Annotated in this window: 21 protein-coding genes, 1 tRNA gene and 2 pseudogenes; 8 read left to right on the forward strand and 16 right to left on the reverse strand. The window is 60.3% G+C overall.

Annotation, left to right across the window (positions count from 1 at the left end; all coding sequences use genetic code 11):
- Window positions 1-958, forward strand: a pseudogene (locus ACP5PX_RS00005) (hypothetical protein); the annotation flags it as partial.
- Window positions 959-1015: 57 nt separating this feature from the next.
- Entirely contained in the window at window positions 1016-2161 is a 1146-nt protein-coding gene (locus ACP5PX_RS00010; RefSeq protein WP_428082718.1) for an MFS transporter, read from the forward strand.
- On the opposite strand, the gene ACP5PX_RS00015 is transcribed toward ACP5PX_RS00010, so the two are convergent.
- Complete coding sequence (locus ACP5PX_RS00015; RefSeq protein ID WP_428082720.1) at window positions 2145-2990, reverse strand: vWA domain-containing protein; 846 nt, start codon at window positions 2988-2990, stop codon at window positions 2145-2147. The genes ACP5PX_RS00010 and ACP5PX_RS00015 overlap by 17 nt on opposite strands.
- The gene (locus ACP5PX_RS00020; protein ID WP_428082722.1) at window positions 2987-3874 is read right to left on the reverse strand and encodes an AAA family ATPase; all 888 of its coding nucleotides are present in this window, start codon (window positions 3872-3874) and stop codon (window positions 2987-2989) included. Before ACP5PX_RS00020 ends, ACP5PX_RS00015 begins: the two co-directional genes overlap by 4 nt.
- 116 nt (window positions 3875-3990) lie before the next feature.
- Between ACP5PX_RS00020 and ACP5PX_RS00025 the strand changes: the two genes are divergently transcribed.
- Window positions 3991-4440: a MarR family winged helix-turn-helix transcriptional regulator gene (locus ACP5PX_RS00025; protein WP_428082724.1), complete on the forward strand. Its 450-nt coding sequence runs from the start codon at window positions 3991-3993 to the stop codon at window positions 4438-4440.
- A complete protein-coding gene (locus tag ACP5PX_RS00030) occupies window positions 4433-5842 on the forward strand; it encodes an MATE family efflux transporter (protein ID WP_428082726.1) in 1410 nt (469 codons plus the stop codon). Before ACP5PX_RS00025 ends, ACP5PX_RS00030 begins: the two co-directional genes overlap by 8 nt.
- Window positions 5843-5883: 41 nt before the next feature.
- Here the strand turns inward: ACP5PX_RS00030 and ACP5PX_RS00035 are convergent, their stop codons facing one another.
- Window positions 5884-6198, reverse strand: coding sequence for a DUF4342 domain-containing protein (locus ACP5PX_RS00035; protein ID WP_428082728.1), 315 nt, complete (start codon window positions 6196-6198; stop codon window positions 5884-5886).
- A 79-nt stretch (window positions 6199-6277) separates the two neighbouring features.
- Window positions 6278-7291 carry a dimethylarginine dimethylaminohydrolase family protein gene (locus ACP5PX_RS00040; protein ID WP_428082730.1) on the reverse strand — a complete coding sequence of 338 codons (1014 nt, stop codon included), beginning with the start codon at window positions 7289-7291 and terminating at the stop codon, window positions 6278-6280.
- A gap of 48 nt (window positions 7292-7339) precedes the next feature.
- Between ACP5PX_RS00040 and ACP5PX_RS00045 the strand changes: the two genes are divergently transcribed.
- Entirely contained in the window at window positions 7340-7522 is a 183-nt protein-coding gene (locus ACP5PX_RS00045) for a hypothetical protein (RefSeq protein WP_428082732.1), read from the forward strand.
- Window positions 7523-7594: 72 nt separating this feature from the next.
- On the opposite strand, the gene ACP5PX_RS00050 is transcribed toward ACP5PX_RS00045, so the two are convergent.
- The 4 genes from ACP5PX_RS00050 to ACP5PX_RS00065 all read right to left on the reverse strand — a co-directional run bounded on the left by ACP5PX_RS00050 (window position 7595) and on the right by ACP5PX_RS00065 (window position 12246).
- Window positions 7595-8878, reverse strand: coding sequence for a serpin family protein (locus ACP5PX_RS00050; protein WP_428082734.1), 1284 nt, complete (start codon window positions 8876-8878; stop codon window positions 7595-7597).
- Window positions 8879-8969: 91 nt separating this feature from the next.
- Window positions 8970-9557 (reverse strand): hypothetical protein, encoded by a 588-nt coding sequence (locus ACP5PX_RS00055; RefSeq protein WP_428082736.1) that lies wholly within the window; start codon window positions 9555-9557, stop codon window positions 8970-8972.
- Window positions 9550-10341, reverse strand: coding sequence for a hypothetical protein (locus ACP5PX_RS00060; RefSeq protein WP_428082738.1), 792 nt, complete (start codon window positions 10339-10341; stop codon window positions 9550-9552). The genes ACP5PX_RS00055 and ACP5PX_RS00060 overlap by 8 nt, the downstream gene beginning before the upstream one ends.
- Complete coding sequence (locus ACP5PX_RS00065) at window positions 10342-12246, reverse strand: AAA family ATPase (protein ID WP_428082741.1); 1905 nt, start codon at window positions 12244-12246, stop codon at window positions 10342-10344.
- Between the two features lie 71 nt (window positions 12247-12317).
- On the opposite strand from ACP5PX_RS00065, the gene ACP5PX_RS00070 reads away from it, so the two are divergent.
- Window positions 12318-13022, forward strand: coding sequence for a hypothetical protein (locus tag ACP5PX_RS00070; protein ID WP_428082743.1), 705 nt, complete (start codon window positions 12318-12320; stop codon window positions 13020-13022).
- Window positions 13023-13025: 3 nt separating this feature from the next.
- On the opposite strand, the gene ACP5PX_RS00075 is transcribed toward ACP5PX_RS00070, so the two are convergent.
- Window positions 13026-13631 (reverse strand): hypothetical protein, encoded by a 606-nt coding sequence (locus ACP5PX_RS00075; protein WP_428082744.1) that lies wholly within the window; start codon window positions 13629-13631, stop codon window positions 13026-13028.
- 84 nt (window positions 13632-13715) lie between these two features.
- Window positions 13716-13973, reverse strand: coding sequence for a hypothetical protein (locus ACP5PX_RS00080; protein ID WP_428082746.1), 258 nt, complete (start codon window positions 13971-13973; stop codon window positions 13716-13718).
- Between the two features lie 199 nt (window positions 13974-14172).
- On the opposite strand from ACP5PX_RS00080, the gene ACP5PX_RS00085 reads away from it, so the two are divergent.
- Window positions 14173-14580 carry a zinc-ribbon domain-containing protein gene (locus tag ACP5PX_RS00085; RefSeq protein ID WP_428082747.1) on the forward strand — a complete coding sequence of 136 codons (408 nt, stop codon included), beginning with the start codon at window positions 14173-14175 and terminating at the stop codon, window positions 14578-14580.
- Between the two features lie 67 nt (window positions 14581-14647).
- Window positions 14648-16225 (forward strand): transglutaminase domain-containing protein, encoded by a 1578-nt coding sequence (locus ACP5PX_RS00090; protein ID WP_428082749.1) that lies wholly within the window; start codon window positions 14648-14650, stop codon window positions 16223-16225.
- 15 nt (window positions 16226-16240) lie between these two features.
- Here ACP5PX_RS00090 and ACP5PX_RS00095 read toward each other — a convergent pair whose 3' ends face one another.
- The 6 genes and pseudogenes from ACP5PX_RS00095 to ACP5PX_RS00120 form a co-directional block, all read right to left on the reverse strand.
- Window positions 16241-17986: a S8/S53 family peptidase gene (locus tag ACP5PX_RS00095; RefSeq protein ID WP_428082959.1), complete on the reverse strand. Its 1746-nt coding sequence runs from the start codon at window positions 17984-17986 to the stop codon at window positions 16241-16243.
- Between the two features lie 132 nt (window positions 17987-18118).
- A pseudogene (locus tag ACP5PX_RS00100) lies at window positions 18119-18184 on the reverse strand (zinc-ribbon domain-containing protein); the annotation flags it as partial.
- 202 nt (window positions 18185-18386) lie between these two features.
- Window positions 18387-18463 (reverse strand) — tRNA-Gly (locus ACP5PX_RS00105).
- 24 nt (window positions 18464-18487) lie between these two features.
- Window positions 18488-19282: a CBS domain-containing protein gene (locus ACP5PX_RS00110; RefSeq protein ID WP_428082751.1), complete on the reverse strand. Its 795-nt coding sequence runs from the start codon at window positions 19280-19282 to the stop codon at window positions 18488-18490.
- Window positions 19279-20139: a CBS domain-containing protein gene (locus ACP5PX_RS00115; protein ID WP_428082753.1), complete on the reverse strand. Its 861-nt coding sequence runs from the start codon at window positions 20137-20139 to the stop codon at window positions 19279-19281. The genes ACP5PX_RS00110 and ACP5PX_RS00115 overlap by 4 nt, the downstream gene beginning before the upstream one ends.
- A complete protein-coding gene (locus ACP5PX_RS00120) occupies window positions 20136-21035 on the reverse strand; it encodes a CBS domain-containing protein (RefSeq protein WP_428082755.1) in 900 nt (299 codons plus the stop codon). Before ACP5PX_RS00120 ends, ACP5PX_RS00115 begins: the two co-directional genes overlap by 4 nt.
- Between the last annotated feature and the right edge of the window lie 3 nt (window positions 21036-21038).

Here is a 21038-nt window from a genome sequence, read left to right on the forward strand (position 1 = left end):
GAACAGCGCCAGGACCGGCAGGATCACGACCATGGAGAGTTGCTCGGCAACGCGCGGGTCGTTGACGCGCGATGAGACCGTGATGCTGGCGTTCACCGCCCCGGGAGAAAAAGTTGCCATGGTCCCATTCAGCACCGGCGGCTTTCCGCTCGGGGTGCAAAAGTTCCACCGCCACAGGGTGCCCCTCTCCGTGAGCGAGCAGAGCTACGAGATCGACCTTGACCACGCCAGAAAAACCATCGCGGCGGAAAGCGTGCGGCTAACAATCCTCGGCGCCTCCTACATCCTCTTTCCCCACCCGGTCCGGGAGCTGCGCCAGTTCCTCAGCAGCGAGAACATCCCCTGCCTTCTGGGCTACGACGGCTCCCACATCTTGGGCCTGATTGCCTGCGGGGAATTTCAGGACCCGCTCCGGGAGGGCGCCGATGTCCTCTTCGGCAGCACCCACAAATCTCTCTACGGCCCCCAGGGTGGACTGATCCTGACCAGCTCCAGCGAGCACGAGCAGAGGCTCAGGAACTTCCTCGACATCGACCTGGAGACGGGCATCGGGCTGGTCGACAACCCCCACGTGAACAGGATCGCCGCCCTCGGGATCGCCCTCGAGGAGCTGCTGCGAGACAGGGGTTACGGCGGACGCGTAGTCAGGAACGCCAAGGCGCTGGGCCGAGCCCTCGACGAATCGGGAGTCCCGGTCCGGTTCCAGCAGCGGGACTACACCGAGAGCCACCAGATCCTGCTGGACCTCGACCCCGGGGCCGCGGAGGGGCTCTGCCGGAAACTGGAGGAGGTCAACGTCTTCATCGATGTCGCCGGGAGGCTGGGGGTCGCCGAGGTGACCCACCGCGGGATGGGCCCCTCCGAGATGTCCCACATAGCTGAGATAATTGCCGCAGTTCACCGGAAGGGGCCGTCACCGGCGCTGAAAAGGCGGGTGCGTCGGCTGGCAAAATGCTGAACCTTCTCCGTTTATTAACCCCTCCGAAGATAACAGTTGAGATAAAAGGTGACGCCGATGAGGGGCCGCTGGTTACCGCTGTCCGTGATGACGTTCGCCCACTTCTTCAACGACTTCTTCCAGTTCATCCTGCCGCTGTTCCTGCCCCTATTCATCCCCGAGTTCGGGCTGAGCTACTTCGAGAGTGGTGTGCTGCTGGGCGTCTACCTCGGCTCTGCGGTGGTCCTGAACGGGCTGCTGGGACACCTAGCCGACAAACATCACAAGCGGAAACCGCTGATGTGCTTCGGGCTGGCCCTCTACGGGATTTCAGTCTCGGCGCTGCAGTTTGCCCAGGATTACACCTCGCTGCTTATCCTCGCCGTAATCATGGGGATCGGCTTCAGCTCCTACCACCCTCAGGCCACCAAGATCATCACCTCGCTTTACCCGGACCACAAGGGCAGATTCATGGGAATCCACGGCGCCGGCGGGGCCATCGGCTTCTTCGCCTCACCGCTGCTGCTGACCCCCCTAGCCTACTCCATCGGCTGGAGGCCCACTGTCTCCCTCCTCTTCCTGCCCGCCTGCTTCGCCGCCCTACTGCTCTGGATGGTGGTGAAGGAGCCTGAGCCCGGGTCTAAGAGCAGCGGTGGTAAAATTCTCTGGTGGCCGATAATCCTGCTGGGCCTAGTCTACGGACTGAGCCTGTTCGTCTTCCGAGGGTTCACCAACTTCATGCCCGTGTACTTCTATTCAGTCCAAGGCAACACCGCGATCGAGATGGGTCTGCTGAGCAGCTTGGTCTGGGGCATGGGCGTGATCGCTGAACCTCTGGGCGGCACAATATCGGACTACATCGGTCGCAGAAACACCTTCACCATCTCGCTACTCCTACTGGCCTTTTCCCTGCTGTGCTTCATAAACACCTCTGGGCCGCTGGCCATCGTCTTCCTCATTCTCTTCGGCTTCTTCGGCCAGTCGACGCGCTGCGTGGGGCTGCTCTATTCCTCGGAGCTAGCACCTCCGGAGAGCACCGGGATGTTCGTGGGGCTGGTCTTCGGGATGTCACAGGGTCTGAGCCTGATCTCCACGGTGGCGGTGGGCTACGCGGCCGATCTCTTCGGTTTCCACTGGGCCTTCACGGGGCTGGTCGCCGTCGCCTTGGTAGCCACTGCGCTGTCGCTGCGGATGAGGGACTTTAAAACTAAGCAAAATCACTGAGGAGCTTTCTGATGGCTCCGGGTATCTGGAGATAGTCCTTAACCCGGTAGACCCTGCCCCGGCCCAGCTCGGCCAGCAAGGAGCAGGTGCCGGCGTCGGAATGCGGCGACTCAACCATGATCACGCAGAGCTTGGGAAAGCCTAGCGCGACCTTCTCAGGATGGAATCCCTCCGAACACTTGCCGTCGGTGATGATTATTCCCAGTCTCTCACCGGATGTGGCCCTCTCCAGCTGGCTCAACCCTGCCCTCAGGCCCTCCTCCATGTCGGTGTAGCCGAAGGCGTTGGTCTCCAGAAGGTCGGAGATGACCTGACGGACGTCCTTTCTCTGCCCCATCGCCTTGACGACCCGCGCCTGGGAGTTGAAGGTGACCACGGCGTAGCTGTCCTCCCTCAGCTCGATGGCCAGCATCGAGGCCCCGACGGCGGCCACGGCCAGCTTCTCCCCAGCCATGGAGAGGCTGGTGTCAACCATCAGCGCGCAGGCCAACTTCTTCTGCTCCCTCGTCTCCACCACGATGTCCTCGGCCCGGTAGTCCGGCTTCCCGATGATCCGCTCGCAGGTGGCCTCGAGGTCGATCTCGTCGGCGCCGAAGCGGTAGCTGTCCCGCCTCAGCTTGGCGGACCGCTTCGTCGGACCAAGGCTCCTCAGCGCCCGGCGCAGGATCGCCCTGACGGCTATTTTCCTGAGCTCCTCGCGCTGCCTCTCATCTAGTCTGTTTTTGACATCGGGATAGCTCCGCGCAATCAGCCAACCAACATCCCCGTCCTCCGCCCGATTCCCCGATTTCTCGGAAAAAATCACGGTGTAAACGGGGGGCTCAATCAAGTCTTTTTTTTTACTTCAGGCTGTACGTTGGCCTTCTCGAAGCCGGGAGTTCTTTTCATAACTGAATCGACTATCGCGTCGATGACCTCAGCGGGCTGCCTCTGGGCCTCCTCCCTCAGCTCAATCCTCGTGGGCAGGGCCAAGCGGCAGGCTTTCCTGACCGCCTCAGCGTTGCCACCCAGCTGGACGGCAAGCCGGGCCACGCTGATCGCGGCCCGGATCGAGGCCCCCCGCCTGATCTCGGGATGCTCGCGGGTCGCCCTGACTATCCGGACGACCAGCCGGGAGAAATCAACGTCGTCAATTCCTGTGTGTAGCCTTAGAATCTCGATCTCCTCGGGCTCAGGCTGGTAGCCTAGCGTCACCAGCTCAAAGCGGTCGCGCAGCGCCTCGGAGATGGGGCTGGTGGCGATGAACTCCCTAGGGTTCTGGGTGGCGATGATGACAAAGCCATCGGCGGCGGTGATGCTGCCGATCTTCGGTATCTCAATCTTGTACTCGTCCATCGCAGGCAGCAGCACATTCTGGACTGACTCCGGCATCCGGTTCAGCTCGTTGATGAAGAGCGCGCCACCGTTCTGCATCGCGAGAACCAGTGGCCCGGGGATGAAGGCCTCCTTAACGTAGCCTAGCTTCAGGACGATGGGCGGGTCGAACCACCCGGTGAGCTTCTGCTCGGTATACCTTTCGTCACCATCGACGCGGAAGACTTGCTTGTGCAGGTAGTTGGAAACGGCCAACGCGATGACGGTCTTGCCCACGCCGACCGGCCCCTCGATCAGGAGGTGCCGCCCTGCCCGGACCACCGCCAGGGCCTGCTCCAGCTCCCGCTCCCGGCCGATGATGCCGAACCTCCTCTGGATTTCCCTGACCTCCTCGAGCATCGCTACCCTGATAACCTAGCCGCGGAGGAATAAACGTTTTCCTAGATTTAGGGTGAAAATAGTTGCAATAGCAACCTTTATATCGACCGACCGTGCTCTTTGATGGAGGCTCGGCAATGGATGAACTCAAGTCAATCGGGCGGCTGATCTCCTACCTTCACCGGCTCAAAGGCAGTTACCTTCACGAAAGGCTGGGAAAATACGGCATCGGCAGCGGTCAGGTTCCCCTCCTGATGCGGCTCTACCGCGGCGATGGCATCAATCAGGACCACTTGGCCCACGAGGTCAACATTGACAAGGCCACCTGCACGCGGGCGATAGAGAAGCTGGAGCGGGTGGGTCTGGTGAGACGGCGGACGGACGAGGCCGACCGGAGGGCCTATCGGGTCTGCCTGACCAAAAAGGCGAAACGGCTCCGTCCCACTGTGGAAAGGACGCTCAAGGACTGGACCAAGCTGCTCCTGACCGGGTTCTCCGCGGAGGAAAGGGAGAAACTATTCGAGTTTCTGGAGAGGTTGATAGCCAACGCCTCGGCCAAGAAAAACAGTGGTGGGGAGGATGTCTGAAGAGCTGCCGGTCCCGGAGGAAGCCTACACCGAGGGGGTCAAGACCCTGCTCGGGGATCCCAAGAGGGCCATCGTCAAGCTCTCCCTGCCCATGATCATGGCGATGCTGATCCAGGCCACCTACAACCTCGCCGACGCCATCTGGGTGGCGGGCATCGGCGCCGACGCCCTGGCCGCCGTGGGCTTCGTGTTCCCCTTCTACTTCATCATGATGGCGATATCCACCGGGATTGGAATCGGGAGCAGCTCGGCCATCGCGCGCAGAATCGGGGCCCGGGATAAGGCCGGTGCCGACAGCGCTGCCACTAATTCGATCGTCCTCGTGGTAATCTCCGCGGTGATATTCACCGTGCCGCTGGTCATCTTCACCGAGCCCATCTTCGGGGCGATCGGAGCCGGTGGCACGCTCCGGATGACTGTGGACTACGCCCGGATAATCTCCGCCGGGGCCGTCTTCCTCTTTTTCAACAACGTCGGCAACGCCATCCTGAGGGGTGAGGGGGACGCCAAGCGGGCGATGTACGCCCTCGGGCTCGGCGCCGGTCTGAACATCATCTTGGACCCGATGTTCATCTACGTGCTCGGTTTCGGTGTTGCCGGGGCCGCGCTGGCCACCGTGCTCTCGATGTCCGTTTCCTCGGCCCTGCTGCTCTACTGGCTGGCGATCAAGAACGACACCTACGTCTCCATCCGCTTCCGGGGCTTCCGGTTCCACGGGGAAATCGTGAAGGACATCCTCCGGGTCGGCATCCCCTCGTCGATAGTCCAAGTCTCGATGTCACTCTCGATGCTGCTGATCAACTTCCTCATCGTCCTCATCTCGCAGGGAGGCACCGATGGCGTCGCCGTCTACTCCGCGGGCTGGAGGGTGGCCACCGTGGGCACCCTGCCGCTGAACGGGATCGCCACCGCGGTGGTCGCCGTCTGCGGCGCGGCCTTCGGCGAGAGGGCCTACGATAAGATCAGCGTCTCACACCTGCACGCGATCAAGATCGGCCTGCTCATCGAGGCGGTCGTGACCGGGATAACGTTCGTCTTTGCCCCGCAGATCGCCGCCGTGTTCACCTACTCCGAGGGCGCGGCCCGCATCGCCGGCGACCTGACGCTGTTCCTCCGGATCATCTGCCTCTTCTGGCCCTTCGTCTCCTTCGGGATGCAATCGTCGGCGCTGTTCCAGGCTGTGGGGCGTGGGGTCAGCTCCCTGATGGCGACGGTCTTCCGCGCGCTGGTGCTGACGCTGCTCTTCATCTTCATCCTGGCCTTCGTCCTCAACTACGGGCTGCTCGGTGTCTGGTGGGGCATCGTGCTGGCCAACATCATCGGCTCGCTGGTCGTCTTCAGCTGGGCCAGGCTCTTCGTGCGCGGGCTGATGCGAAGAGATGCGAAACGGCTTCTCAGATAATCCGGAAAACTCTTGCTGGGATGAGGGCCGGCTGCGCCCAACTATTCTCGCTTCTCGACGATGATGGTGCATTTGGTGACAAAGGCCGCGACGGCACCGAGGGCCGCCAGCCACGGCGCCAGCAACGCGCCGATGATGCCGGCCGTGACCGGGATTTCAATCAGGGTGCTGCCCTTTTCATCCTTGACGATGATCCGGGTTATATTGCCCTCGTGCACGAGCTCCTTGATTTTCTTCACCAGATCCTCCGCGGAAACGGAGAACTCCTCGGAAACTCCTGCCACCGGTTTTCCGCAGCGGAAGCAGTAACGGGCGTCCTCGGGCAGGTCGGCCCCGCAGCTTTTACATTTCGCCATTCGCTTCCCATTCCTTTTCTGACTCTATCATTTAAACAGTTGCTTAGCCATCATCTGTGTTTTACCCATTCAAACGGCATTACAGCTTGGGCCCCGGGTCTCGTATCAGCGGTGCCGTGGCACAGTGCGGCCCCCCGCCCGCCTTGATGAACTCGCTCATTTCCACCGCGATAACGTCCACCCCTTCCTTCTCCAGCCTCCGCCGGGTGAACTGAAAACCCGCCAGCATCACAATCTTGCCGGGCGCGAGGGCCAAAGTGTTACAGGCATAGTCCTTCGCCTCCTCGGGCGGGACCTCGATCAGGTTGATCTCCTTCTCCCTGAGATACTCCAAGAAATCGTAGGGGACCGCGGGCGGGTAAATCAGCGCCAGGCCATCACCAACGTATCCAAAAACACAGTCCAGGTGGGCGAAACCACCCGCAGGCCAGTCGGTGTTCTCCAACCATCCCGGAATGGGAACCACCTTAACCTCCTCAACCCCCACTGACTCCAGCACCCTCGAGACCTGATCTATCCCCTCTTGGTTCGTCCGGATGCTCCTCCCGATGCAGACGTGGGCCGGATCGAGCCAGACCACGTTCCCGCCCTCGAAGGTCCCCGACCCCCGAACGGTGTACAGGATGGGGCAACCCAGCTCCATAACCCGCTTCGCCCACCAGACCTCGCCACCCCTATCCCAGGGTAGCGACATGCGGTGGACGATGGCGCCTCCGTTGACCACGAAGCCAAAGTCCCTCGTCCCCCAGAGGCCCTGCAGCACCGCATACGGTCCCCGCGCCATCGGCGGGGCGTTCATCCCGTGGACCTTCACCCCCTCCTCTTTCATGATCTCAACGAAGCGGTCGTGCTGCTCCGCGGCCTTATCCGGATCCGGCGCAGCCTTCATGCCGAACCACGTCCAATCTCCCCTCGGCGGCGCAACCTCGGGACCGGGCCGCTGCACCAGCACCTCCCGGAGCTTTCCGATCTCGCTCTGGGCGCCCCACTTCTTGCCCCAGATATACTTCAGCTCGTCGTCATAGTTCAGTGGTATCGGTGTCGCGGGCTTGCTCTTATCAATCCTCTTAACGGCTTCCTCGACCTTATCCACCTCAACCCTCCCCAGTTAAACTCGGAGCTGCTTCTTAAATTGTTTCTTGTGTCTGAGGCCCAAACAACCTTTATTAATTCAAACGGGCAATTTAATTCGAAAAATCAAGGTGGGGGGTGGAGAAATGGCCAAGAAAAAGAAGGCGGTGAAGAAGAAGGAGAAACCTGCCGAAGAAAAACCCGCGGCAAGTTCGTGCTGCAGTGGTTAACCGCGCGCGCTGTTTTAAACTAACCTATAACTTGCATCATTTGCGATTTTGTTTGCTTCAGTTCGGCACCGTTTAAGCTACTTGTTTTTGTATTATCAACTTCGAGGATCGAGCACGCGCCCCAGGAAGAGAACCGCCCCCGTGCTGGTGTCATGAATCAGGAAGATAAAGGGGTGGTCTAGCGAGACGTTAATCGGCGGAGGCAAAGTGGCCGTAAGTTCCATGATCACCGCGGTCGCTGCCGCCGCCTCGGTGCCCCTCTCGTCGACGGAAACGAAGGACTTGTGCAGCACCTTGCTAATGAACAGCCTGTCGTCAGCCATGCCGGTGAAATCGGCCCGATCGGTGAACGCGGTGGGCATGCCCATCCCGGCGAGCGCGTTCGTCAGGTCGAGCGGAAACTCAAAGCGGAACTTCGGCATCCTCACTACCACATTCTGCCTCTCCAAACCGCCCACGATCTCGCGCAGACTTTCGACCGTCAGACCGGCCTCAAACTCCTCAAAACTTTCCGGCAGGATGACCAGCATCGCCACCGAGGTATCCCTGTAGGGCAGCTCGACGGCCTGGTAGCCCTCCCCCTTCGAGTAGCGGATGGATTCACTCTTGGGCCAGGACATCATCGGCACGGTGACCTGAGAGCCGTCGCGGAGGGTGAAGACGCCATCGGCAGTGAGGTTCTCGGAGAACGGATGTTGCCACATCGCGTTGAAGTAGATCGCGTTGGTCAGCACCAGCCGGGTGTAGGTGTCGATGGCACCTAGTGGAATCAGGTCCTTTATCTTCTCATTTGTCTGCTCGCCTACCCAGTCATTGATCCTGACCCGGGCTGCCTCGGGGTCCCCCTGGAAATCCAAGCCGCGTAATCCGGCCCCGTAGTTCACAGCCAGGACATCCAAGAACTCCCGCTTGAACTCAAAGCCGATCTGCCCCCAGATCGAGTTGGCGATGTTGAGCCGGAAGTTCTCGCTGTTCTGGGCCATGAGCGCTAAATCCAGTGCGTCGAAGGCCGGGTGCAGCCTTTCCTGCGGCAGGGTGAAGCGGAGCACCTCGGCCATCTCCTGGGCGGTGGGGCCGCGGGCGCCCGCGTAGGTCATCGCCAGCGCCAGGGAAATGCTGTAGGGGGAGAAGAACAGGTTGCCCTCAGAGGCCCTGACCCGCTGGTAGAGATCCAGGGCAAAACCGGTGTTGCCTGCTACCAGCTCCGCGAAATCCTCCCGGGTCACGTTGGGGCTGGTATCGCGGGAGAGTCCGGAATGATAGAATTCCACGCCCGGAGTTCCATAATTTCCCAGTAGGACCACACCCAATATGGTCAGAACAACGACGCCAGCGATCACCGCCGCCAGAATGCGGAGCGCAGAGTTACCGAGCTTCACGTTAAAACCGCTTACATCTTTAGCTTATCGCCTTATTAATTAAGTTTCATCAAAGCAACATTATCCTCCGGACGATTTACCGGCCAGGCTACTACTGACTCTCCTGCTCCGGCTTCTCCTTCTCCTCAGCGCCTTCAGCCTTCTCCTTCCCAAGCAGCAGCCCCAGCAGCTCCCTCTGGTCCACCTCGGCCATCGCCCGCCAGCCGAGGTAAAGCAAACCCTGTTCATCCTCGGAGAGGTAGCCCCGCCTGATGAAGCGGTCAATCGTCGCCTCCACCCGCCAGCGGGGGAACTTCTCCTGGAGGATGCGCTCGACCTCCTTCAGCGGTGCCTTGCCCCCGCGAGAGAGGATGTGGGCCAGCGCCACGGTGAGCATCGCCATGTCGTCCACCCGCCAGCCGAAGGTCCTAGCGTCGGAAAGCCTGGGATGCCCACGCAGGGTGATGAAGTAGCGGTCAGACTCCGAGCTCTCTCCCGCCTCGCTGACCCGCTTCACCGCCAGCCCCAGCTTCTCCAGCTCGGCATCCAGCAGCTTCAAGATCTGCTCGTAGTCGCGACCCAGCGCCCGCCTCAGCTCCCAGGCCTTGGCCCCGGGCTGCATGTGGTGCCTGAAGAAGAGCAGCTGGGCCGCCCGCGCCAGCTTCTCCCTGAGCTCAACCACGTCCGGGGCCTCAGGCACGCTTCTTCCTCCTCTTCAGCCACTCCTCGCGGCTGATGGCGATGGGCACGGAAAATGTCGCCACGTTCTCCAGCACCTGCGGCTTCGGCAGCGGCTTCAGGTTGATCTCCTCCTCGAGCGGGTCGATGTCCAGCGTGGCATAGCCGTAGCTCACCAGGAAGCTCACCAGCCAGGCCCGAAACACCGTCTCCTCGAAGGTCTTTCCCTGGATGAACCTCCAGTAGGAGATGAACTCCTTCTCCCCAACCGCCTCCTTCAGCTCCCTCCAGGTCCGGTCGAGCAGGGCGGTGAGGTCCTCGTCGCTGAGTATCCCCATCCTAGCCAGCTCCCGGCGCGCTATCTCCCCGGTCATGACCTCGGTGACCTCAAGCTCCTTGAACCTCTCGTCCAGCCCGGGAAGGTTGCGCCAGTAGTCGAGCCCCTCCCGGAGCGCGGGCAGGGAAAGGCTCTCGAGGTCGATGATCGGATGCCAGGCGCGGACGAGCACCTCGGCCAGATCCTGCGGCTGGAGCGCGTAGAGCTTGAGCGTGATCAGCAGCGGGTCCAAGTAGAGCAGGGAGGACTTGTGCTTGATCCATTCGCCCTGCTGGAAGATGACGTCGGCCAGCCCGAGCACCGCCTGAACGTCGAGGTAGAGCTCCTCGTTGGTCTTCAGCTTGGGCAGCAGCTCCCGGAGCCGGTCGAAGAACTCCCGGACCTCGACATCGAAGGGGTCCAGCCCGCTCTTCCTCACCGAGTCGCAGAGCTCCACGATGCGCTGCAGCAGCTCCTGTCGCTCCGTCATCTAGGCCGCCACCTTGACGCTGGACAGTCCAGCTATGTTCTGGACCGTGATCACATTCGGGACCCCTTCCACGTTCACCAGCCTGCCGGGGGTGATGATGATGTACTGCGCCTCCTCGTCCTTCATCGAGTTGAGGATTTCGGTCATCATCTGCTCGCGGTTTCTCGGGTCCATGTGCATCTCGAACTCGTCGATCGCCCGGATCGGTGACTTGATCCGCTGCTGCAGCGCCAGCAGGAAGCACATGATCGCCGTGGTGCGCTCGCCGCCGCTCTGCGTGTGCGGGTCCAGCACCTGGGGCTCGGCCCCCCTGAAGCCGACGAGCAGCTGCAGCCCCGCCTCGTCGATGTCGTCGGGATTTTCCAGCCTGACGTCGCCCGTGGCGTTGACCCGCTTCAGGATCTCCTGATACCTCACCCTGACCTCGCGGAGCAGCTTGTTGATTTCACCCTTCCACTTCTGCCGGCGCAGGTCCAGCTCCTCCAGCGCCCGCCTGCGGTTGGCCGCAGCGACCTCGGCCTTCGCCTGCAGCTCCTTCAGCGTGTTCTGGTAGCTGAGGTACATCCGCTCGACATCGGGGGAGACGTCGGCGAGGCTGGCCAGCTGGATGGTGGTCGCCTTCAGCTCGTCCGTGACCTCCTGTGGCTTCCTCTTGGTCTCGACCCTTGGCCCGATCTTGCTGGCCTCGGCTTCGGCCTCTTCGAGCTCCCGCCTCGCCTTTCTCAGCTCCGACCTAACCTCGGAGATCTCCTTCTCCAGCAGCTCGCGCTTGAGTTCGAGCACCGCCCCCCTGACCCGAGCGTTGATGTAGGATTCCTTCGCCCGCTCGCTCTCCTTCTTGACCGCGACCAGCCTAGACCGGGTCTCCTTCGTCCGCTCCAGGGCCTCCATCGCCGCCCGGTGGGCCCGCGTTAAATCCGACTCAAAACCGGCTAGGATTTCCCGGAACTCATCCCTGACCTTCTGAAAGCTCTTGCCCAGGCTCTCGAGAATCTTGCCGCGCGCCTCGGCCTCGGCATGCGCCCGCTCCTGCTCGATGAGCCGCTGGTAGGTGGCATCTATCTCGAAATCAAGCTCCTGCAGCCTCTTCTCCCAGTTCTGCTCCTCCCGATGGCTCCGAAGCCGGTCATCGGCAACCTCCTTCAGCTCACCCTCCAGCTCGTTCAGCCTCTGCTCCAGGCTGCTCACCGACTCCATCTGTCGGAAGAACTTCGACCAGGCCAGCTCGATCTCAAGCTCGCGCTTCCTTGACCCCAGCTCCTGCTTTTTCCGGAAGCGCTGGTATTCGCCCTCCCAGTAGCGCAGCGTCTCCTGGGCCTTCTCCAGCAGGCTCTTTATCGCCTCCTCCTCGCTGAGGCTGTGGGAAAGTTTCTCCCGCGCCTCCAAGATCATGTCCCGGTACTCCTTCAGCCCGACGACCTCCTCCACCACCTTCAGCCTCTCCTTGGCGTCGATGGCCCCGAAGACATCGATCATGCTCTGGTGCATGATGATGAGCATGTTGTCCGGGTTTATTGACAGCCGGCGCAGCAGGTGCATGACCTCGCCCTTGGTCGAGGCCCGGGAGTTAATCTCATGCCAGTAGTTCCCGTCCCGGCTCAGATATCGGGAGAGGACGATGGTGTCGGAGTTTATGCTCGCAATCGGCCTTTTCCCGTCCCGCGGCGAGTTGTCAAAAACAACGCTGACGCGGCCCAGATCCTTGCCCCTCCGGATAAGATCGCTGAGGCGGCGCGAGCGCTCGGTGTAGGTCTGCCCCAGCGCCACCGCCAGCCCGAGAAGTATCGAGGACTTCCCCGCGCCGTTGGGCCCGACGATGATGTTGAGCCCCGACTTGAGCGGGACCCTCGAGTACTCGTGGGACATGAAGTTCTCAAGTATGATCTCCCGGATCAGGGCCGCCATGGAAATCAGTTAAAACTTGGCAGTTCCTATATAAGACAACGTCTGCGTTTAAATCTTGGGGGGCAACGGCCATGGTCCTGGTGGCAAAGATCTTCGAGCTGAAGGAGCCGGTTGAGCTGGCCCTCGTCGCGCGCAAGCTCAGGTCCTTCCGTGAGGAGGAGCCCTACGGTTCGGGCAAGGAGACCAAGAAGCTGACCACCGAGATCCTCGAGCCCAAGCTTGAGGGCGACTCCTTCTCCGCGATCTTCAGCAAGGACTTCGTCATCAGCCGCTACTACAAGCGGGGCCTGGTCGAAACGGTGGTGACCGAGGAGGTCCCCTTCTGGATCAAGAGGTACAAGGGGCGTCTCTTCCTGATCGTGCTCGCGCCCTCGAAGGCCCGGGGGGTGAAGAAGCTGCTGACGAACTACGTGGCCAACCGACTGAGCGACATCATCTTCATTAAAACGGGTGCCATCGTCGAGACCAAGATCACCCACGAGACGCTGAAGGAGCTCCACGAATCCAACCCGCATGCGACGAAGCTGATCTGGTTCGACAACGTGGACATCCCGGGCGTGGGCAAGCTGGCCTTGGCGGGATCGGGTCTGGCGGACACCAATCTCTACCGCGAATATCTGGAGCACGGAAAGCTGTGGTATGTGGTCTGGGAGGTGGCCAAGCGGGGCCTGGTCGTGGGAGTCACCAGAAACGTTGTGGTCACCCTCTTCAGCAGGTCCACGGTCCAGGAGTTCATCGACTTCATCATGGCCGAGATACTCCCCATCATCGAGTGAAAACTATCGGCTCTTCGGCCGCGTGAAGCTGCGACAGTATTTTCCCAGAGGGCAGCTGACGCATTTCCTCCGCTTGCAGTATTCCAGATGGATCCTGATCAAGGCCGATTCAAACCGCTGGACCTGGTAACGGGTAAGCGCCAGGCTCTCGCCCAGCCGCAGGGCCACCGGAGATGGGCTGGGCTTCGCCTTGGGCCAGATTCCACGCAGCTCCCGCAGGAAGATGTTGCAGGCAACCGGGCCCACCCCCTTCAGCTCCTGAAGCCTCCGCTCCAGATCTCGCGCATTCTCGGCAGTCTGGTGCAGGCGTTCGAGGCCGCCCCGAGATTGGATTCTGCCCACGGTGTCGAGAATCGTCGAGGCCGTGGAAAAGTCGTAACGCACATAACCCGCCGCGTCCAGCACCTCAACCAGCCTGTCCCAGCCCGCGGCCAGAATCGCCTCCGGAGTCACCAGACCCTCGGCCTCAAACATTTGATAGGTCTTCTTGGCCACGTTTGCGGAAATCCTTTTGGCGAAGAGCAGCGAGGCCAGAAACCACTTGAAACGGTCCTCCGGTTTCCTGAGGTCCAGACCCAGCTCGCGCGAATAGCTCGGAATCTTGGACAACACCTGAAGGCCGCCGGACATCATTAATTTATTATCTGAGGGGATTATTAACCGATCTCTCGCGCGGCCCAGACCTTCTCGAAATCAGTCCCGTTGGGATGTTTTTCGTTGCTTCCTCAGATAGTCGTATATCTTTGATTCGGCCTCGCACAACCGGTAAACGCACTTTTCAATGCGTTCATAATCGTGGTCAAGTTCGTTGATGTGATCGTCTAGCCTCTTGATGATACGGTTTACCGCCTCGGTATTTCTCTCCAGCCTGTGGAAATGGACCAGGACCAACGCGATCACCAAAATTTCCACCGCCAAGACCACGACTTCAACGATAAACGTGAGGTCCATCGTGTCCCACAAAAAAATCAATTTTTTAACTTATATGTCTTCAGCGGTTTCCAAATGTGGTTTCAAACTCCAAGACGCCGCTCCTCCAACAGCTGACCCCGGGAAAACTGCTGTGGCCAAAAATGGGAAAAATGAGATGCTATCTGACGAATAGGTCGAAAATTTCTAACCGTCCAAGTTATAAACGTGCCGAAGAACATTGATTGGGATTGAAACGAAAGACTCATCCGCGCTATCAAAAATAAAAATCTACCCTGAAGCTCCTGCGTTACCCTTCGATGTCATCGGGCCCGTCCAAGCTAGGGTCCACGCCGCCACAGCCCTCTCACCGGAACCAACGCTGGACGAAGTGAACCAGAAGCTGAGGGAGAAGGCCCTGAAGATGGGGGCGAACGCCGTAATCAATGTGGAATACAAGCGACAGAAGCTCACGCTGACGGCCTGGAAGGTCCTCACCGCCAAGGGTCAAGCGGTAATCATCAAGGAGGGTGAAAAGAAGCCCGAGGCGGCGCTGATCCTCGCCATTTGTCCCGAGTGCCACGAAAGGATTCCGCTGGACTCTAAATTCTGCCCGGAATGCGGGACCCGCCTGAAGCCCAAGAAATAGCCGAGGGGAAACCCGCCTTGCCAAAATTTTATACCGCCGCAGGTGCCTTATAAAAAAGGAGATTTTAATGAAAAAAGTACTGGTCACCTTAATCTGTTTAACGCTCATCGCCGTGCTGGTGGGATCGACGGCGCCTCCCGTGGCGGCCGCCGAAGAGGGCCTGTCGCTCACCGCTGAGTACACGCTGCGGTACCAAATCCAGCTGCCTTACCAAGGAACCTACTATCCGGGCAGGACTTCCATCCGCGTGGAAATATACGACATCCCGATATCCTCCGACCGTCAGAAGGTCCAGGCGACGCTGGATCAGGGCAGCATCCAGACCATCAACGGCAGGGACGTCTGGGTCATCGAGACGACAACCATTTATACCAACAACATCTTCACCGGCACCTTCGTGGTCACCGTGGATCTGACAAACACCGCCGCCGTGCCGCACCAGCCCCTGCCGACCGCGGTGGACGAGGAGGTGGCGCAATACCTCCAGCCCGACGAATACGTCACCGTTTCCGCCGAGGTGGCCAACCAAGCGCTGCAGCTGGTGGGCGAGGCCGGCAACGATGTCCCGAAAATCATCGCCAAGTTCGTCGATTGGATCAAGAAAAATGTCACCTACGACGAGGCCAAGTGGGCGGCGAGGCTTTCCGGAGCCAAGATCTCCGACCTGACCGACAATGAAATGCTGATGGTTCGCTCCGGCGTCTGCACCGACTACGCCAACCTGTTCCTAGGCTTCTGCCGGGCTGTGGGCCTTCCGGCACGGAGTGTTTTGGGATATGGCTTGAGGAGTGAGGAAAAGGACCTCTACCAAGAGATCCAGAGCGCGACGAGCCACGCCTGGGTCGAGGTCTGGATTCCGAACTACGGATGGCTAACGGTGGACCCCACCTGGGGAGACATCGGCGACGTGCGCAAGATCATCACTGCCAAGACCCGTGAAGAGGGCTGGCACTACTGGTACCAGGATGTTCCACCTGGCTCCGGGATAACGGCCTCGGGCGTCAAGTACAGCATCGTCCTCACCGGCTGGGAAGTCGTCAACAAGGTCACCCCGGTAGCGCTGGCGCTGGGTGAAGCGGGCAACGAGCTGAACTTCAACCTCACCAACATCTCGCCCATACCCTTCTTGGACAACGTCCTCATCAGAAGTTGCCTCTGGCAGGACGGGACTTGGTCGGAATGGTCTGATGTCTCCAGTGAGATAATATTTCTCAACCCCCAGGAAACCTACACCTACCGCGCTGCCAAGGAGAGCGGCGTAGGCTACCACGTCTGGTCCAGGATGGCCGAGAACGGGCTGGTGAACTGGCAGTATCCCCAAACCACTACCACCTACACCACCACGCCGCAGGAAACCACCCCAACCGGACCCTCGATTCCCACGGAGCTGACGGAGATGCTGCCCTTCGTCGTGGTGATAGTAATCATGGCGATCTTGGGCGCGATAGCGTCGACCCGAAGAAGGAGAGCGCTACCTCGCCAGAAACCGACTGCAACTCCGGAGCCCGAACCAGAAGCTGCCACCGCGCCGGAGCCGACACGGGCGCTGGCAATCTGCCCCAAATGCAACGCGCGGGTTCCCGCAGAGGCAAAGTTCTGCACCGAATGCGGCGCCGACCTGAAGCCGAGAAAGCGCAGGACCTGAGACGATCCCGGCCGCCTATGGATTCCCCTGGCTTATCAGAGAAAACGACAAAGAGGTTCCGCTTACGTAGGATTGCTCGCAACCGATCGTGTTTCCGCCCAAGGTCGCCGTAAAGTTCCATGTGGACGTGCTACCGGTCTCTTCCACGTAGTATGAATAGGTGCCCTTGAGCGTGTTCCCATAAATTCTCCCGGAAACTGTCCCAGAACAGGAGGTGTAACCCGCAACTTCACCTGATGAATCCCAGCGCAGCTGAACGCCAGTTATGCTCACGGTTCCGGAGAAATAGCCGTCGCTGACGGACTTGATATCCCAAGTTAGCTCTCCGCCGTCATTGTAGCTCCACGGCGTGCGAGGATTTTTTCCGACCGAGGTGTAGGTCCCCGACCATGTCCCGGAGATATCGGGTGTCGGTGCATCCCTTGGGAAGAGCTCGTTGGCCTTGGCCAGCGCAGCCGCCAGCGTGGGCTTGGTCCGATAGGTGCCGATAACCGGGGCCGCCTCGAGGATGGCTTTCTTGATTTCCCAGCTTGACAGGTCCGGACGCTCCCCGGCCAACGCCGTGGCCAGGCAGGTGAACTGCGGAGCGGCGAAAGAGGTGCCGTTCAGGCCTGCGGGCATCTGGGCATAGATTATATCGTCCGGGTTCTCGCTGGTGTTAAAGGCCCGGATGCGCTCGTTATTGCCGTCCAAGCCACCAGCGATAATCACGTGGTCCCAAGCGTTGGGGTATTTTTCCCTCAAATCGGCCAGCTGCCCCGTGAGGTCGACGCCCATGTTCCCGGCCGCGATGGATATTAGAATGTGATCGAGGTAGGGCTGGCCCATGACCTCCATCCCGTGGAGGATTCCCGCGAGGAACTGGTACTCCCCCGTTTGGATCTTCGTGACGTCAGCGCTCTCGACGCCGTGCCGGTCGCTGCCATCAGCGAGGCCGTCCCTGTAACCCAAAGAAAGGTTAATCGCTGTCACCCGGTCGGCGTCCTTGGCGTTGATCATGGTCAAGGCGATTGCGGGAACGATGGAACCTCCATTGATGTACCCCTTTTCCGTGCCGTTGGGCTGGTAATAAACGTCGACCTCGGACTTGGCCGTGGCCGATGACGTGCAGCCGCTGGCGATATCGGAAACGTTGGTGCCGTGGTGGGTGGAACCGTCGTTGGACCAAGCATCGATGATTACTTGGTTGCTGTCGAGGGCACCCGAATCGTAGGCATCCCAAAACCAGCCACTGGTCTGCTCGGCATCCACATAAGTTATTCCTTTCTGGGCCAAGTCGATCGGTGTGCAGGGGAAAGCATCATCCACCCAAGATTCATCCCACAGGTTGCTGATGAAGCCGGCTTCTTCCCCCGTGGTAACGCGTGCCCAATAGTAGCCGCAGACGGGCACTCCGAGGACCAGCTCCCCGCCGAGGTATTCTACCCCGGCCACCACCGTCGCATTCTTGGTGCCCTTTTTCGTCAAAATGACGACCAGGCCGGAGTAGGCCTCCACGCCGGTGATGGTAGTCCCGTCCTTGGCGACATAGGAGATCTCGGTGACCACCGGATAACCGCCGCCATAGGGGATTACTCCGTCAACCCTGTCGTCGAACGGGCGCGTCGATATGGCGGTTGTGGTAGTTGGGCTCGTCGTTTGCGCGGTCGTTGTCGTGTTTGTGCTGCTCGTCGTCGGTGGTGGAATTTGCCCCTCCATCGAAGCCAATGCTGCCGTGGCCACCATGGCCACAATCAATATCAAAAGAATCGTGTACGGCAAAGGTCTACTTTTCGCCTTTGGTCTCCCGGTCGACGTCTGGCGTGCCACCGGGGCCTCCGATCGGCTTTCGAACTTCGGACCCGTCAAACCTGAAGGTGGTGTTCTAAACGACGGTCCGACGAAAATCTTGGCACCGCACTCCGGGCAGAACTTTGCTCCGCTGTCAACTCTAGCGCCACACTCACGACAATACGACAAACAAAAAACCTCTGGATATAAATAGGCTGGCCACAGGTATAAGGACGACCCACCGTAAACAAAGAGGAAAGGTGTTTCAAGTTTTATGAAATTATCCCAAGCCAGGCTGAGTCCAGGTTAGTACTCAAACCGCCATAAACTTTTTGGCGAAATTTCCGGATGCCAATTTTAGCAACACTTCAAACTCAAATCTATTGATGTATGGTGCGGCCGGCGGGATTCGAACCCGCGTAGCAGGCTCGGGAAGCCTGAGTCTTAACCAAGCTGGACCACGGCCGCCCAAGAAAACTATTGAATCCCCAACTAAAGCCTTTCGCGCGCCAGCTCGGTGAGTTCGGTCTTGGTCAGCAGTCCGACCAGTTCACCGTCGAGGTTCAGAACCGGCAGGGCGGAAAACCGCTTCTCCAGCATGAGCTTCGCCGCCTCGGGGAGCCTGGTGTCGGTCCTGACCGTCGTCGGCGGCTGCGTCATGATGTCCCCCACCAGAAGGTTCCTGATGCGCTCGCTCTTGTACTTGTCCGGGACCACCTCCTGAAACGCCGCCAGCTTCATGGCCACGTCCCTCGTCGTCACAATCCCGACCAAGGCCCGGTTCTCCACCACAGGCAGGGCCAGTATCTCCTCCTCGAGAAGAAGCTTCCGCGCGTGGATCACCCTGTCGGCGGGCGAAACGGTGAGGGGGCTGGCCCGCATGACCTGCCCCACATAGACATCGTCGTACTCCATGCAGACCTTGGCGAAATCCATCTTGGTCACGATGCCCACCAGCTTTCCCCCCTCGAGCACGGGCAGCCCGCTGATGTCATGGTCCAGCATCAGCTCGGCGGCCCTCTTCGCCGTGACATCCGGGGCCACGCTGATGGGATCGGGGGTCATGACGCTAGAGATGTGCAGCCGGCTGGGGGGCAGCCGGTAGGCGTGCAGCGATCCCAGTTCCCGGGCGATGTCCTTCTCGGTCAGCATCCCCACCACGCGGTCGCCCTCGACGGCAACGATCCTGGAGATCTGCGCCCGCCTCATGCAATCGATGGCATCGGCCAGTGACCGGTCCTTGTCCAGGGCAATCACGGGTGAACTCATTATCTGGCTGGCCCTCATTCAAACCCCGCCCTGCGGATTCCTCTGAGCAGGTCGGTCTTGGTCACGATGCCGACCAGCTCCTCACCCTCCACCACCGGTATGCCGCTCATCCCGCTCTCCATCATCAGCGCCGCGGCCTCAGCGGCGTCGGCGTCCGGGTAAACCGTCACTGGGTCCCTGCGCATAATATCATCTGCAGTAAGCAGCGCCACATATTTAACATATCGGCCCCGCGGTCTGCCGCCCCGCTCCACCTTTCTCGTGTACCTGACCTCCCTCTCCCTCACCCCCTTCTCCGGATGCTCGAGCTGGGCGAAGGCTAGGTCCCTGTCCATTATCACCCCCACGGGCTTCTTCCCCTCGGTCACCACCACGCTCCGGACGTTGCACTCCTCCATCATCTCAACGATGCGCGCCACCGATTGTCGGCGGTTGACCGTGACCACGTCCCTGCTCATCAGCTCCCTCACCTTAAACCTCTTCCCCAGCAGCCCTGAAAAATGTCTCACCACATCGGTCTTGGTCAGAATCCCGACCAACCGCTCGCCATCCAGCACCACCAGGCTGCTGACATCCCTATCGAGCATCATGACCACGGCCTTGTTGACATCGGTGCCCGGAGAAACCGCGTGGACCTCCCTGCTCATGACGCGGGAGACCAGCCCGTTATCCCAGGTGCGCAGGCGCCAGGACGGTGAACCCGCCCTGAGCCGGGAAACGATGTCGCGGACGGTCAGCAGCCCAACGACCCTGCCCCGCTCCATCACCACCAGCCGTTTCACCTTTCCCCTCAGCATCAACCGTTTCGCGTGGGCCAGCGTGTCGGTCGGCTTCACCACCAGCACCGGCGCGCTCATCAGCTCCCGGACCTTCAAAGCAACAACCTCATCAGGTCGTGCTCGGTAATTATCCCCAACAGTTCCTCACCGGAGACGACGGGCAATCCGCCGCAGCCCCGCTGGTGCATGATTCCGGCGGCCTCACCCACGTCCATCTCCGGGGCGGCTTTAACGACCTCGCGCGTCATGATTTCCCCGACGCTGATGGACATCGCGTCCTCAAACCTTTCCGAGCTCAGGTGGTCAAAGATTCTGTTGGAGCTGAGGTAACGCAGGATGTCCATGCTCGTCACGATGCCCACCAGCCTGCCGCCGCTCAGGACGGGAAGCCGGCGAAAACCGCGGGACACTATGGTGCGCGCGGCGTCCAGGATCCTGAAGGAAGATTCAGCGGTAACGACGTGGCGGGACATGTAGTAGCTCACCTTGGCCCCGGTCTCCTCCGGGACGAACCGGAGAAAATCGTGCTCCGAGACGATTCCGACTATTTTCCCGTCATCGTCCAGTATCGGGACCCCGCCGACACCTTTGTCGAGGATGAGCCGGGCAACCTCGGTTATCGACATGCGGCTGGTCCCGTAGGTCAGGTCCCTCTCCATGACCACCCTCACCGGCTCATTGATCGCCGCCAGAAAGTTACCGCCGAACTTTACCTTGATGATGTTGAACTTCTCCCCGCCGCCAAGAAATTCTAGGATGTCCCTGGTCCTGACCACGCCCACCAGCCTCTTGCTCCCGGGTTCGGTCACCGGCAGCCTTCTTATCCCCTCCTTCACCATCAGGTCGACCGCATTTTTTATTCTCATCGTCTGGGTCACCGAGACCACCGGCTTCTTGGCTATGGTCATTATGTCGCCCTCCTTGCGGTGTACGCGAGACTTGAAGTCGACGGGGCCTCGGTCCAGAGATTTATAGTGGGGCATCCTCCGCATGCT

Source organism: Hadarchaeum sp. (SeqCode), assembly GCF_049969415.1.
In the GTDB taxonomy this organism is placed as follows: domain Archaea; phylum Hadarchaeota; class Hadarchaeia; order Hadarchaeales; family Hadarchaeaceae; genus Hadarchaeum.

Coding starts and splice junctions, on each gene's coding strand:
- ACP5PX_RS00010 (WP_428082718.1), top strand. CDS start 1,016: ATGAGGGGCCGCTGGTTACCGCTGTCCGTGATGACGTTCGCCCACTTC.
- ACP5PX_RS00020 (WP_428082722.1), bottom strand. CDS start 3,874: ATGCTCGAGGAGGTCAGGGAAATCCAGAGGAGGTTCGGCATCATCGGC.
- ACP5PX_RS00025 (WP_428082724.1), top strand. CDS start 3,991: ATGGATGAACTCAAGTCAATCGGGCGGCTGATCTCCTACCTTCACCGG.
- ACP5PX_RS00030 (WP_428082726.1), top strand. CDS start 4,433: ATGTCTGAAGAGCTGCCGGTCCCGGAGGAAGCCTACACCGAGGGGGTC.
- ACP5PX_RS00035 (WP_428082728.1), bottom strand. CDS start 6,198: ATGGCGAAATGTAAAAGCTGCGGGGCCGACCTGCCCGAGGACGCCCGT.
- ACP5PX_RS00060 (WP_428082738.1), bottom strand. CDS start 10,341: ATGACGGAGCGACAGGAGCTGCTGCAGCGCATCGTGGAGCTCTGCGAC.
- ACP5PX_RS00065 (WP_428082741.1), bottom strand. CDS start 12,246: ATGGCGGCCCTGATCCGGGAGATCATACTTGAGAACTTCATGTCCCAC.
- ACP5PX_RS00070 (WP_428082743.1), top strand. CDS start 12,318: ATGGTCCTGGTGGCAAAGATCTTCGAGCTGAAGGAGCCGGTTGAGCTG.
- ACP5PX_RS00080 (WP_428082746.1), bottom strand. CDS start 13,973: ATGGACCTCACGTTTATCGTTGAAGTCGTGGTCTTGGCGGTGGAAATT.
- ACP5PX_RS00090 (WP_428082749.1), top strand. CDS start 14,648: ATGAAAAAAGTACTGGTCACCTTAATCTGTTTAACGCTCATCGCCGTG.
- ACP5PX_RS00110 (WP_428082751.1), bottom strand. CDS start 19,282: ATGAGGGCCAGCCAGATAATGAGTTCACCCGTGATTGCCCTGGACAAG.
- ACP5PX_RS00120 (WP_428082755.1), bottom strand. CDS start 21,035: ATGCGGAGGATGCCCCACTATAAATCTCTGGACCGAGGCCCCGTCGAC.